This window comes from Thauera sp. GDN1, assembly GCF_029223545.1.
Classification (GTDB): Bacteria; Pseudomonadota; Gammaproteobacteria; order Burkholderiales; family Rhodocyclaceae; genus Thauera.
Map to the genome: position 1 here is coordinate 1,021,993 of NZ_CP097870.1, position 11,998 is coordinate 1,033,990.

At 65.3% G+C, this 11,998-nt stretch carries 18 protein-coding genes; 17 read left to right on the plus strand and 1 reads right to left on the minus strand.

Annotated features, from left to right (window positions below; genetic code table 11):
* The first annotated feature begins 1 nt into the window (after position 1).
* The 17 genes from rplE to galE all read left to right on the plus strand — a co-directional run bounded on the left by rplE (position 2) and on the right by galE (position 9,111).
* Positions 2-541 carry a 50S ribosomal protein L5 gene (gene rplE, locus CKCBHOJB_RS04635; protein WP_281050847.1) on the plus strand — a complete coding sequence of 180 codons (540 nt, stop codon included), beginning with the start codon at positions 2-4 and terminating at the stop codon, positions 539-541.
* A 7-nt stretch (positions 542-548) separates the two neighbouring features.
* Positions 549-854 (plus strand): 30S ribosomal protein S14, encoded by a 306-nt coding sequence (gene rpsN / locus CKCBHOJB_RS04640; protein ID WP_281050848.1) that lies wholly within the window; start codon positions 549-551, stop codon positions 852-854.
* A 13-nt stretch (positions 855-867) separates the two neighbouring features.
* A complete protein-coding gene (gene rpsH, locus CKCBHOJB_RS04645) occupies positions 868-1,263 on the plus strand; it encodes a 30S ribosomal protein S8 (protein WP_281050849.1) in 396 nt (131 codons plus the stop codon).
* Positions 1,264-1,274: 11 nt separating this feature from the next.
* A complete protein-coding gene (rplF, locus tag CKCBHOJB_RS04650) occupies positions 1,275-1,808 on the plus strand; it encodes a 50S ribosomal protein L6 (RefSeq protein ID WP_281050850.1) in 534 nt (177 codons plus the stop codon).
* 11 nt (positions 1,809-1,819) lie between these two features.
* Positions 1,820-2,173 carry a 50S ribosomal protein L18 gene (gene rplR, locus CKCBHOJB_RS04655; RefSeq protein ID WP_281050851.1) on the plus strand — a complete coding sequence of 118 codons (354 nt, stop codon included), beginning with the start codon at positions 1,820-1,822 and terminating at the stop codon, positions 2,171-2,173.
* A 12-nt stretch (positions 2,174-2,185) separates the two neighbouring features.
* Positions 2,186-2,710 carry a 30S ribosomal protein S5 gene (rpsE, locus tag CKCBHOJB_RS04660; RefSeq protein ID WP_281050852.1) on the plus strand — a complete coding sequence of 175 codons (525 nt, stop codon included), beginning with the start codon at positions 2,186-2,188 and terminating at the stop codon, positions 2,708-2,710.
* 3 nt (positions 2,711-2,713) lie between these two features.
* A complete protein-coding gene (gene rpmD, locus CKCBHOJB_RS04665) occupies positions 2,714-2,896 on the plus strand; it encodes a 50S ribosomal protein L30 (protein WP_281050853.1) in 183 nt (60 codons plus the stop codon).
* A gap of 1 nt (position 2,897) precedes the next feature.
* On the plus strand, positions 2,898-3,335 hold the full coding sequence (gene rplO / locus CKCBHOJB_RS04670; protein ID WP_281050854.1) for a 50S ribosomal protein L15: 438 nt from the start codon (positions 2,898-2,900) through the stop codon (positions 3,333-3,335).
* Positions 3,336-3,347: 12 nt separating this feature from the next.
* A complete protein-coding gene (gene secY / locus CKCBHOJB_RS04675; protein WP_281050855.1) occupies positions 3,348-4,673 on the plus strand; it encodes a preprotein translocase subunit SecY in 1,326 nt (441 codons plus the stop codon).
* Positions 4,674-4,677: 4 nt separating this feature from the next.
* Positions 4,678-4,896 (plus strand): translation initiation factor IF-1, encoded by a 219-nt coding sequence (gene infA, locus CKCBHOJB_RS04680; protein ID WP_002931617.1) that lies wholly within the window; start codon positions 4,678-4,680, stop codon positions 4,894-4,896.
* A gap of 24 nt (positions 4,897-4,920) precedes the next feature.
* Positions 4,921-5,034: a 50S ribosomal protein L36 gene (gene rpmJ, locus CKCBHOJB_RS04685; RefSeq protein ID WP_002931619.1), complete on the plus strand. Its 114-nt coding sequence runs from the start codon at positions 4,921-4,923 to the stop codon at positions 5,032-5,034.
* Positions 5,035-5,087: 53 nt separating this feature from the next.
* Entirely contained in the window at positions 5,088-5,450 is a 363-nt protein-coding gene (gene rpsM / locus CKCBHOJB_RS04690; protein ID WP_281050856.1) for a 30S ribosomal protein S13, read from the plus strand.
* A 12-nt stretch (positions 5,451-5,462) separates the two neighbouring features.
* The gene (rpsK, locus tag CKCBHOJB_RS04695; protein WP_281050857.1) at positions 5,463-5,852 is read left to right on the plus strand and encodes a 30S ribosomal protein S11; all 390 of its coding nucleotides are present in this window, start codon (positions 5,463-5,465) and stop codon (positions 5,850-5,852) included.
* A 14-nt stretch (positions 5,853-5,866) separates the two neighbouring features.
* The gene (rpsD, locus tag CKCBHOJB_RS04700) at positions 5,867-6,496 is read left to right on the plus strand and encodes a 30S ribosomal protein S4 (RefSeq protein WP_281050858.1); all 630 of its coding nucleotides are present in this window, start codon (positions 5,867-5,869) and stop codon (positions 6,494-6,496) included.
* A gap of 39 nt (positions 6,497-6,535) precedes the next feature.
* Positions 6,536-7,516, plus strand: a complete 981-nt coding sequence (rpoA, locus tag CKCBHOJB_RS04705) for a DNA-directed RNA polymerase subunit alpha (protein WP_348634859.1) — start codon at positions 6,536-6,538, stop codon at positions 7,514-7,516.
* A gap of 25 nt (positions 7,517-7,541) precedes the next feature.
* Positions 7,542-7,940, plus strand: a complete 399-nt coding sequence (gene rplQ, locus CKCBHOJB_RS04710; protein ID WP_281050860.1) for a 50S ribosomal protein L17 — start codon at positions 7,542-7,544, stop codon at positions 7,938-7,940.
* A gap of 148 nt (positions 7,941-8,088) precedes the next feature.
* A complete protein-coding gene (galE, locus tag CKCBHOJB_RS04715; protein ID WP_281050861.1) occupies positions 8,089-9,111 on the plus strand; it encodes a UDP-glucose 4-epimerase GalE in 1,023 nt (340 codons plus the stop codon).
* Positions 9,112-9,126: 15 nt separating this feature from the next.
* Here the strand turns inward: galE and uvrA are convergent, their stop codons facing one another.
* Positions 9,127-11,949 (minus strand): excinuclease ABC subunit UvrA, encoded by a 2,823-nt coding sequence (uvrA, locus tag CKCBHOJB_RS04720; RefSeq protein WP_281050862.1) that lies wholly within the window; start codon positions 11,947-11,949, stop codon positions 9,127-9,129.
* Positions 11,950-11,998 lie beyond the last annotated feature (49 nt).

Here is an 11,998-nt window from a genome sequence, read left to right on the forward strand (position 1 = left end):
GATGGCTCGCTTGCAACAGGTTTACAAGGACGAAGTGGCGCCCGCGCTCAAGGAGCAGTTCGGCTACAAGTCCGTGATGGAAGTCCCGCGCATCAGCAAGATCACCCTCAACATGGGTGTCGGTGAAGCGGTCGGCGACAAGAAGATTCTCGAGCACGCCATTGGCGACATGACCAAGATCGCGGGTCAGAAGCCGGTGTCGACGAAGGCTCGCAAGTCGATCGCGGGTTTCAAGATCCGCGACGGCTACCCGATCGGCTGCATGGTCACCCTGCGTGGCCCGCGGATGTTCGAATTCCTCGATCGACTGATCACCATCGCGCTGCCGCGTGTGCGTGACTTCCGTGGTATCGCGTCGAAGGGCTTCGATGGTCGTGGCAACTACAACCTCGGTGTCAAGGAACAGATCATTTTCCCTGAGATCGAGTACGACAAGATCGACGCGCTGCGCGGGATGAACATCAGCATCACGACGACGGCGAAGACCGACGAGGAGGCCCGTGCGCTCCTCGCCGCGTTCAAGTTCCCGTTCAAGAATTGAGGGTGATATGGCGAAACTCGCTCTGATCAACCGCGAAGCGAAGCGCGCACAGCTGGTGGAGAAATTCGCCGCCAAGCGTGCCGCCCTGGTCGCGAAGGTCAAGGACACCAGTCTGTCCGATGAAGAACGCATGGCTGCCCGCCTGGCCCTGCAGCAACTGCCCCGCAACGCCAATCCGACCCGCCAGCGTAACCGCTGTGCGCTGACCGGGCGTCCGCGTGGTGTCTTCCGCAAGTTCGGTCTGTGCCGCAACAAGCTGCGCGAGATCGCTTTCCGCGGTGAAGTGCCTGGCATGACCAAGGCGAGCTGGTAAGGAGAATTCGAAGATGAGTATGTCCGATCCGATCGCCGACATGCTGACGCGCATCCGCAACGGCCAGCAGGCCCAGAAGGCTTCGGTGTCGATGCCTTCGTCCAAGCTGAAGGTTGCGATCGCCAAGGTGTTGCAGGACGAAGGTTACATCGACGGCTTCGCCGTCCGCGACGAGGCTGGCAAGGCTGCCCTCGACGTGACGCTGAAGTACTACGCCGGCCGTCCGGTCATCGAGCGCCTGGAGCGCGTGAGCCGTCCCGGCCTGCGCATCTACAAGGGTAGCGAAGACCTGCCGCGCGTGATGAACGGCCTCGGCGTCGCCATCGTTTCCACGCCGCGTGGCGTGATGACCGATCGTGCCGCGCGCGCCAGTCGCGTCGGTGGCGAAGTCATCTGCCTGGTCGCCTAAGGGGGAATGCGATGTCTCGTGTAGCCAAGAATCCGGTGGCGATCCCGCAAGGTGTCGAAGTGATGATCTCCGACGCCGAGATCGCCGTGAAGGGCCCCCTCGGGACCCTGCGCCAGCCGCTCGACGGCTCCGTGCAGGTCGCTCGCGAGGGTGATGCGGTCGTGTGCAAGGCGCGCGAGGGCGTGGTGAACGCCCGTGCGATGTCCGGCACCGTCCGCGCCCTGGTGAACAACATGGTCCTCGGCGTGAGCAAGGGCTTCGAGCGCAAGCTGACCCTCGTCGGCGTGGGTTATCGCGCACAGGCTCAGGGCGACAAGCTGAACCTGACTCTCGGTTTCTCGCATCCGGTCGTGCATCAGATGCCGGAAGGCGTGAAGGTGGAAACGCCGACCCAGACCGAGATCGTGATCAAGGGTGCCGACAAGCAGAAGGTTGGCCAGGTCGCTGCCGAGGTGCGTGCCTACCGCGCTCCCGAGCCCTACAAGGGCAAGGGCGTCCGTTACTCGGACGAAGTGGTTGTGCTCAAGGAAACCAAGAAGAAGTAAGGCGGTTCGTCATGAACAAGAAAGAAACTCGTCTTCGCCGTGCGCGCAAAACTCGCGCCAAGCTTGCGGAGCTCAAGGCGGTTCGCCTGACGGTGTTCCGGTCCAACTGCCACATCTACGCCCAGGTCATCTCGGGTTGCGGCTCCCGCGTGCTCGCGGCTGCCTCGACCGTGGAGCCGGACGTGCGCGCGCAGGTCGCCAACGGCGGCAACAAGGCTGCGGCCGAAGTGGTCGGCAAGCTGATTGCCGAGCGCGCGAAGGCTGCCGGCATCGAGCAGGTCTCGTTCGACCGCTCGGGCTTCCTGTATCACGGCCGCGTCAAGGCGCTGGCCGAGGCCGCCCGCGAAGGCGGCCTCAAGTTCTAAGCGAGGAATCGAATGGCTAAGCAGCAAACCAAACGTGCGCAAGCCTCCGAAGAGCGCGATGACGGCCTGAAGGAGAAGATGGTCGCGATCAATCGCGTGACCAAGGTCGTCAAGGGCGGCCGGATCCTCGGCTTCGCGGCGCTCACCGTGGTCGGTGACGGCGACGGTGCGATCGGCATGGGCAAGGGCAAGTCCCGCGAAGTGCCGGTGGCGGTGCAGAAGGCGATGGACGAGGCGCGTCGCAAGATGCGCAAGGTGTCGCTGAAGAACGGCACCCTGCAGCACACCGTGATCGGCAAGCACGGCGCCGCCTCGGTGCTGATGCAGCCCGCTCCGGCCGGTACCGGCATCATCGCCGGCGGCCCGATGCGCGCCGTGTTCGAGGTGATGGGCGTGACCGACGTGATCTGCAAGTGCATCGGTTCGGCCAACCCGTACAACGTCGTCCGTGCCACGATCAATGGCCTGATGGCGATCAACACCCCGGCGGAAATTGCGGCCAAGCGCGGCAAGTCCGTCGAAGAAATCCTGGGGTAAGCGATGTCGGACAAGAAAATCAAGGTGACGCTCGTCAAGAGCGTGATCGGCACCAAGCAGTCGCACCGCGCCACCGTGCGCGGCCTGGGGCTGCGCCGCATGCACCACACCGTTGAACTCGCGGATACGCCTGAAGTTCGCGGCATGGTCAACAAGGTGTCCTACCTGGTCAAGTGCGAGGGTTGATATGCGCCTGAATTCCATCAAGCCCGGTGAAGGCTCCAAGAAGGTCGCGCGTCGCGTCGGTCGTGGCATGGGCAGCGGCCTGGGCAAGACCTGCGGTCGTGGTCACAAGGGCCAGAAGTCGCGTGCCGGCGGTTTCCACAAGGTCGGCTTCGAAGGCGGCCAAATGCCGCTGCAGCGCCGCCTGCCGAAGCGCGGTTTCGTGTCGCTGACGCGTGCCCGCAACGTCGAGGTGCGTCTGTCGGAACTCGACAAGCTGCCGGTCGACGAGATCGATCTGCTGACGCTCAAGCAGGCAGGCGTGATCGCCGCCGACGCGCTGTCCGCGAAGGTCGTGCTGTCGGGCGCAATCGGCCGCAAGGTCGTGCTGCGCGGCGTCGGTGCAACCCAGGGTGCCAAGGCGGCGATCGAAGCTGCCGGCGGTTCCGTGGCGGCCGAGTAAAAGGAAACGGTTGTGGCGAATCCTGCTGCCACGCTGGGAAGCACCGGGAAGTTCGGCGACCTCAAGCGTCGTCTGCTCTTCCTGGTGGGCGCCCTGATCGTCTATCGTATCGGCGCGCACATTCCGGTACCGGGTATCGACCCGCAGGGGCTGGCCGAGCTATTCCAGTCCCAGCAGGGCGGCATCCTCGGGGTTTTCAACCTTTTCTCGGGTGGCGCCCTGTCGCGCTTCACCATCTTCGCGCTGGGCATCATGCCCTACATCTCCGCGTCGATCATCATGCAGTTGATGACGGTGGCGGTGCCCTCCCTGGAGGCGCTGAAGAAGGAAGGCGAGGCCGGTCGTCGCAAGATCACGCAATACACGCGTTACGGCACGCTGGCGCTTGCATTGGCTCAGTCGCTGGGCATCGCGATCGCACTCGAGGGTCAGGCTGGGTTGGTGCTCGAGCCGGGGATGATGTTCCGTTTCGTGACCGTGGCGACCCTGGTGACCGGGACGATGTTCCTGATGTGGCTGGGTGAGCAGATCACCGAGCGTGGCATCGGCAACGGCATCTCGATCATCATCTTCGCGGGTATCGCGGCGGGTCTGCCGAGCTCGATCGGCGGGTTGTTCGAACTGGTTCGCACCGGTGCGATGCATCCCTTCACGGCGCTGTTCATCTGCATCCTGGTGGTGCTGGTGACTGCCTTCGTGGTGTTCGTGGAGCGTGGTCAGCGCAAGATCCTGGTGAATTACGCCAAGCGGCAGGTCGGCAACAAGGTGTACGGTGGGCAAAGCTCCCATCTGCCGCTGAAGCTGAACATGTCGGGCGTGATCCCGCCGATCTTCGCATCGAGCATCATCCTGTTCCCGGCGACGCTGGGGCAGTGGTTCGGTTCTTCCGAGGGGATGTACTGGTTGCGTGACATCGCATCCACGCTCTCGCCCGGTCAGCCGATCTACGTGATGCTGTATGCGGTGGCGATCGTGTTCTTCTGCTTCTTCTACACGGCGCTGGTGTTCAATGCCCGTGAGACGGCAGACAACCTGAAGAAGAGCGGGGCCTTCGTCCCCGGGATCCGTCCCGGTGATCAGACCGCGCGCTACATCGACAAGATTCTCATGCGGCTGACGCTTGCCGGGGCGGTGTACATCACCCTGGTCTGCCTGCTGCCGGAATTCCTGATCCTGAAATGGAACGTTCCGTTCTATTTCGGCGGCACCTCGCTGCTGATCATCGTCGTCGTGACGATGGACTTCATGTCCCAGGTTCAGGCGTTCGTGATGTCGCACCAGTACGAGAGTCTGCTGAAGAAGGCGAATTTCAAGGGGGCGGGTTTCCCGGGCAGGTAAGTCCATGGCGAAGGAAGATGTCATCGAGATGCAGGGTGAGGTCACCGAGAACCTTCCCAATGCAACATTCCGCGTCAGGCTCGAGAACGGTCACATGGTGCTTGGGCACATCTCCGGAAAGATGCGGATGCACTACATCCGCATCCTCCCCGGGGACAAGGTGACCGTTCAGCTCACCCCCTACGACCTGACCAAGGGCCGGATCGTTTTCCGGACCAAGTGAAGATTAAGAAACAGGAGCAAGACCATGAGAGTCCAGGCATCGGTTAAGCGGCTCTGCCGCAACTGCAAGATCATCCGCCGCAAGGGTGTGGTTCGCGTCATTTGCAGCGATCCGCGGCACAAGCAACGCCAGGGTTGATCTGTTCAACTTAAGGCTTTAGAATTTAACGTTTTTCGCTTTGGGGTATACGGATGGCCCGTATTGCTGGGGTAAACATTCCCAATCACAAGCATGCCGAGATCGCGCTGACCGCCATCTATGGGATCGGCCGTTCGCGTGCTCAGAATATTTGCGACGCTGCCGGTATCGTGCGCTCGGCCAAGATCAAGGATCTGACCGAGTCGGATATGGAGAAGCTGCGTGACGAAGTCGGTCGCTTCGTTGTCGAAGGCGATCTGCGTCGTGAAGTCACGATGAACATCAAGCGACTGATGGACCTGGGCTGCTATCGCGGCGTTCGTCATCGTCGCGGCCTGCCGCTGCGTGGTCAGCGTACCCGCACCAATGCTCGTACCCGCAAGGGCCCGCGCAAGGCGATCGCCGGCAAGAAGTAATAGGAACCGATAATGGCTAAGACTGCAACGAAGGTTCGTAAGAAGGTCAAGAAGAACGTAGCGGAAGGTATCGCGCACGTTCACGCGAGCTTCAACAACACCATCATCACGATCACCGACCGCCAGGGCAATGCCCTGTCGTGGGCGACGTCGGGCGGTGCGGGCTTCAAGGGCTCGCGCAAGAGCACGCCGTTCGCTGCCCAGGTGGCGGCCGAGGCGGCCGGCAAGGTCGCCCAGGAGTGCGGCATCAAGAATCTCGAAGTGCGCATCAAGGGCCCCGGCCCGGGTCGCGAGTCGTCGGTTCGCGCGCTGAACGCGCTGGGGATCAAGATCTCCAGCATCACCGACATCACCCCGATCCCGCACAACGGCTGCCGTCCGCCGAAAAAGCGCCGTATCTGACAAGGAGTTGATAAGTGGCTCGTAATCTCGATCCCAAGTGCCGTCAGTGCCGTCGCGAAGGCGAAAAGCTGTTCCTGAAGGGCGAAAAGTGCTTCACCGACAAGTGCGCCATCGAGCGCCGCGCCTATGCGCCTGGCCAGCACGGCCAGCGCTCGGGTCAGCGTCTGTCGGGTTATGGCGTCCAGCTGCGTGAGAAGCAGAAGATCCGCCGCCTGTACGGCGTGCTCGAGCGCCAGTTCCGCAAGGTGTACGCCGAGGCCGACCGCCGTCGCGGTCAGACCGGCGAGAACCTGCTCCAGCTGCTGGAAGGTCGTCTGGATTCCGTCGCCTACCGCATGGGTTTCGGCGCCTCGCGTGCCGAGGCTCGCCAGGTCGTGCGCCACAACGGCGTGCTGGTCAACGGCAAGCGCGTGAACATTCCGTCGTACGTCGTGCGTCCGGGTGACGTGGTCGAGCTCACCGAGCGCGCCCGTGGCCACCTGCGCGTCAAGGCCGCCCTCGAGGCCGCCGAATCGCGTGGCTTCCCCGAGTGGCTGGAAGTCGACGCCAAGGCCGGCAAGGGCACGTTCAAGGCCTACCCGGTGCGCAGCGAACTGCCTGCAACGATCAACGAAGGCCTGGTCGTGGAACTGTACTCCCGTTGATCGGGAGGCTGATCCTCTTCTAGTTCCGAGGAAATGCTGATGCAAAGCAATGTACTGCTGAAACCGCGCATCATCGACGTCCAGAGCACCTCGCCGGTCCAGGCGCGGGTGACGATGGAGCCGTTCGAGCGCGGCTTCGGCCATACGCTGGGGAATGCGCTGCGGCGCATCCTCCTGTCGTCGCTCCCCGGCCATGCGCCGACGGAAGTGGCGATCGAAGGGGTGCTCCACGAGTACTCCACGCTCGACGGCGTGCGTGAAGACATGGTCGACCTGCTGCTGAACCTCAAGGGTGTGGTGTTCAAGCTCAACGGTCGCAGCGAAGTGACGCTCCGCCTGGCGAAGTCGGGCGAGGGTGTCGTGACCGCCGGCGATATCGAAGTCAGCCACGACGTCGAGATCATCAATCCGGATCACGTCATCGCCCACCTCGCGCCGGGCGGCAAGCTCGACATGCAGATCAAGGTCGAGGAAGGCCGCGGCTACGTGCCGGGCAATGCCCGTCCGAACAGCGCGGAGAGCAAGGCGATCGGTCGTATCGTGCTGGACGCCTCCTTCGGTCCCGTGCGGCGCGTCAGCTATCTGGTCGAAAGCGCTCGCGTCGAGCAGCGCACCGACCTCGACCGCCTGATCATCGATATCGAGACCAACGGTGCGGTCGATCCGGAAGAAGCGATCCGCTATGCGGCGCGCGTGCTGATGGATCAGCTGTCGGTGTTCGCCGACCTGCAGGATACCGCGCCGGTTCGCTCCGACGAGGTCGCCCCGGTCGTCGATCCGCTGCTGCTGCGTCCGGTCGACGATCTCGAGCTGACGGTGCGTTCGGCGAACTGCCTCAAGGCCGAGAACATCTACTACATCGGTGACCTGATCCAGCGCACCGAGACCGAGCTGCTCAAGACCCCGAACCTGGGCCGCAAGTCGCTCAACGAGATCAAGGAAGTGTTGGCCTCCCGCGGGCTGACGCTTGGCATGAAACTGGAAAACTGGCCGCCGGCCGGGCTTGAAAAGCTCGGTTGAGTCGCCGGGCAAGTGAGGAATTGAAATGCGTCACCGTAATGGTCTTCGCAAGCTGAATCGTACCAGCAGCCACCGCCAGGCGATGTTCCGCAACATGGCCAACTCGCTGCTGCGTCACGAAGCGATCAAGACGACCCTGCCGAAGGCGAAGGAACTTCGCCGCGTGGTCGAGCCGATGATCACCCTGGGCAAGAAGCCCAGCGTCGCCAACCGTCGCCTGGCCTTCAACCGCCTGCGCGACCGCGACATGGTCGTCAAGCTCTTCGACGAGCTGGGTCCGCGCTTCGCCAACCGCAACGGCGGCTACCTGCGCATCCTGAAGTGCGGCTTCCGCGACGGCGACAACGCGCCGATGGCGTACGTCGAGCTGCTGGACCGCCCGGACGTGGAAGCGGTCGAAGTGGAAGAAGCGGAAGCGGCCTGATCGCGGCTTAATCCGAACAAAAGAACCGGGCCTGGCCCGGTTTTTTTACGTCTTGTCCTTTTGCTGATCAGTCGGCTCGGGCATCGTGTGCAAGGCGGCGGGAAGCGGCGCAGCGGTACCGCATGCGCGGCGTCAAGGAGGAAAGGGAATGGGTGTGACCCTGGTGACCGGGGGTGCGGGCTACATCGGCTCGCACACCTGTGTGGAACTGCTGGCCGCGGGGCGCGAGGTGGTGGTGGTGGATGATCTCTCCAACGCCTCGCCCGAGGCGCTGCGGCGTGTGGAGGCGCTCGGCGGGCGCGCGCTGAAGGCCTTCGTGCGCGGGGATGTGCGCGACCGTGCGCTGATGGCGCGGGTGTTCGCCGAACACGTGGTCGACGCGGTCATCCACTTCGCGGCGAAGAAGGCGGTCGGCGAGTCGGTGGCGCAGCCGCTGGCCTACTACGACAACAACCTGCAGGGGCTGATCGGCGTGCTGCAGGCGATGGACGCGGCAGGCTGCCGACGGATGGTGTTCAGCTCGTCCGCGACCGTCTATGGCGATCCGGCCAGCGTGCCGATCGACGAGGGCTTCCCGACCACGGCGACCAATCCCTATGGCTGGACCAAGCTGATGGGCGAGCAGATCCTGCGTGATCTGGGCAAGGCCGACGCGCGCTGGAACATCGTGCTGCTGCGCTACTTCAACCCGGTGGGCGCGCACCCGAGCGGCCGCATCGGCGAGGATCCGGACGGCCTGCCGAACAACCTGATGCCCTACGTCAGCCAGGTCGCGGTCGGTCGCCTCCCGCGGCTGCGGGTGTTCGGCGACGACTATCCGACGCCGGACGGCACCGGCGTGCGCGACTACATCCACGTAGTCGATCTTGCGCTCGGTCACGTGGGGGCGCTCGAGCGCATCGAGGCCCTCACCGGCGTGAGCACGCTCAACCTCGGCACCGGGCGCGGCTACAGCGTGCTGGAGATGGTGAAGGCTTTCGAGGCGGCATCCGGGCGCGAGGTGCCCTACGAGATCGTCGAGCGTCGCCCGGGCGACGTAGCCGCGTGCTGGGCCGACCCGGCTCGTGCGCGCGAGCTCCTCGGGTGGACGGCAGTGCGCGACCTGCAGGCGATGTGCGAGGACGCGTGGCGCTGGCAGCGTCTCAACCCGCGCGGATACGAGGGCGCCTGAGCGCGCGACCGGTCCTCAGTGCCCGAGCAGCCGCCGCAGGTAACGGCCGGTATGGCTGCCCGGGTGGGCGGCGACCGTCTCCGGCGTGCCGCAGCACACCACGGTGCCGCCGCCGTCGCCGCCTTCCGGTCCCAGGTCGATGATCCAGTCCGCGGTCTTGATCACGTCCAGGTTGTGCTCGATGACGACCACGGTGTTGCCGTGCTCGCGCAGGCGCTGCAGCACCTTCAACAGTAGTTCGATGTCCTGGAAGTGCAGGCCGGTGGTGGGCTCGTCGAGGATGTAGAGCGTACGCCCGGTGTCGCGCTTCGACAGCTCGAGGGCGAGCTTGATGCGCTGCGCCTCGCCGCCCGACAGCGTGGTCGCGCTCTGGCCGAGGCGGATGTAGCCCAGGCCGACGTCCATCAGCGTCTCCAGCTTGCGCGCGACGGTGGGTACGGGCTGGAAGAAGGCCAGCGCCTGCTCGACCGTCATCTCCAGCACCTCCTGGATGCTGCGCCCCTTGTAGCGGATCTCCAGGGTCTCGCGGTTGTAGCGCCTGCCGTGGCAGACGTCGCAGGGCACGTACATGTCCGGGAGGAAGTGCATCTCCACCCTGATCAGGCCGTCGCCCTGGCAGGCCTCGCAGCGCCCGCCGCGGACGTTGAAGGAGAAGCGTCCCGGGCCGTAGCCGCGTGCGCGCGCCTCCGGCACCCCGGCGAAGAGCTCGCGGATCGGCGTCAGCAGGCCGGTGTAGGTGGCCGGGTTCGAGCGCGGGGTGCGGCCGATCGGCGCCTGGTCGACGTTGATGATCTTGTCGAACTCGTCCAGGCCCTCGATGTCCTCGTGCGGCGCCGGCTCGGCGTTGGAGCCGTACAGGCGGCGTGCGACCGCCACCGCCAGGGTGTCGTTGATCAGGGTGGATTTGCCCGAGCCGGAGACGCCGGTGATGCAGGTGAACAGGCCCACCGGCAGCGCTGCGGTGACCGCCTTCAGGTTGTTGCCGCGGGCGCCGACGATGCGCAGCTGGCGCTCCGGATCGGGCGTCTGGCGACGCGCGGGCACCGCGATCGCACGACGTCCGGACAGGTAGTCGCCGGTCACCGAGCCGGGGTTGGCGATGACTTCGGCCGGCGTGCCATGGGCGACGATGTGGCCGCCGTGCTCGCCGGCGCCCGGGCCCATGTCCACCAGGTAGTCGGCGCTGCGGATCGCATCCTCGTCGTGCTCGACCACGATCACCGTGTTGCCGAGGTCGCGCAGCTGCGCCAAGGTGGCGAGCAGGCGGTCGTTGTCGCGCTGGTGCAGGCCGATCGAGGGCTCGTCGAGCACGTACATCACCCCGGTCAGGCCGGAGCCGATCTGGCTGGCCAGGCGGATGCGCTGCGCCTCGCCGCCGGACAGCGTGTCGGCCGAGCGGTCGAGCGACAGATAGTCCAGCCCCACGTTGATCAGGAAGCTCAGGCGGTCGGCGATCTCCTTCACGATCTTGTCCGCGACCTGGGCGCGCGCGCCGGCAAGCTTGAGGGTGGAGAAGAAGTCGCGGCATTCGCCCAGCGCCATGCGGCCGACCTCGTGCAGCGCGCGACCGCCGATCAGCACGTGGCGCGCCTCAATGCGCAGGCGGGTGCCGTGGCAGCTCGGGCAGCTCCGGGTGGCGCGGTATTTCGACAGCTCCTCGCGCACCGCGATCGAATCGGTCTCGCGCAGCCGGCGCTCGAGGTTGGGGAGGATGCCCTCGAAGGGATGCTCCTTCAGCACCATGCGGCCGTTGTCCGCCATGTAGCGGAAGGCGATCTTCGTTCGTCCGGAACCGTGCAGCACCACCTCGCGCACGCGCTCGGGCAGCGCCTCCCAGGGCGTCTCGATGTCGAAGTCGTAGTGCGTGGCGAGGCTCGCCAGCATCTGGAAGTAGAACTGGTTGCGCCGGTCCCAGCCGCGGATCGCGCCCGCGGCGAGCGAGAGCTCGGGATGGGCGACCACCCGTGCCGGGTCGAAGAACTCCACCTGGCCCAGGCCGTCGCATTTCGGGCAGGCGCCGGCAGGGTTGTTGAACGAGAACAGCCGCGGCTCCAGCTCGGCGAGCGCGAAGCTGCACACCGGGCAGGCGAAGCGTGCCGAAAACAGATGCTCGCGCCCGCTGTCCATTTCCACCGCGAGCGCGCGGCCGTCGGCGTGGGTCAGCGCGGTCTCGAAGGATTCCGCCAGCCGGCCGCGCAGGTCCGGCCGCACCTTCAGGCGGTCGATGACCACCTCGACGTCGTGTCGCCGCCCCTTCTCCAGCATCGGCATCGCGTCGAGCTCCATCACCTCGCCATCGACGCGCACGCGCACGAAGCCCTGCGCGCGCAGGTCGGCGAACAGGTCGTGCTGCTCGCCCTTGCGCCCGGCCACCACCGGGGCGAGGATCATCAGTCGCGTCTCCTCGGGCAGTGCGAGCACGTGGTCCACCATCTGCGCCACGCTCTGCGCCTCGAGCGCGTGCTCGGGGTGGTCGGGGCAGTGCGGCGTGCCGGCGCGGGCGTAGAGCAGGCGCAGGTAGTCGTGGATCTCGGTCACCGTGCCCACGGTCGAGCGCGGGTTGTGGCTGGTCGCCTTCTGCTCGATCGAGATCGCCGGCGACAGGCCCTCGATCAGGTCGACGTCCGGCTTTTCCATCAGCTGCAGGAACTGGCGCGCGTAGGCCGACAGCGATTCCACATAGCGCCGCTGCCCCTCCGCATACAGCGTGTCGAAGGCCAGCGAGGACTTCCCCGAGCCGGACAGGCCGGTGATCACGGTCAGGCGGTTGCGGGGCAGGTCGACGCTGACGTTCTTCAGGTTGTGGGTGCGGGCACCGCGTATGCGGATCTCGTCCATGGCTGCGGCCGGGCGTGGGGAAACCGGAGACTATACGACGATACGCCCG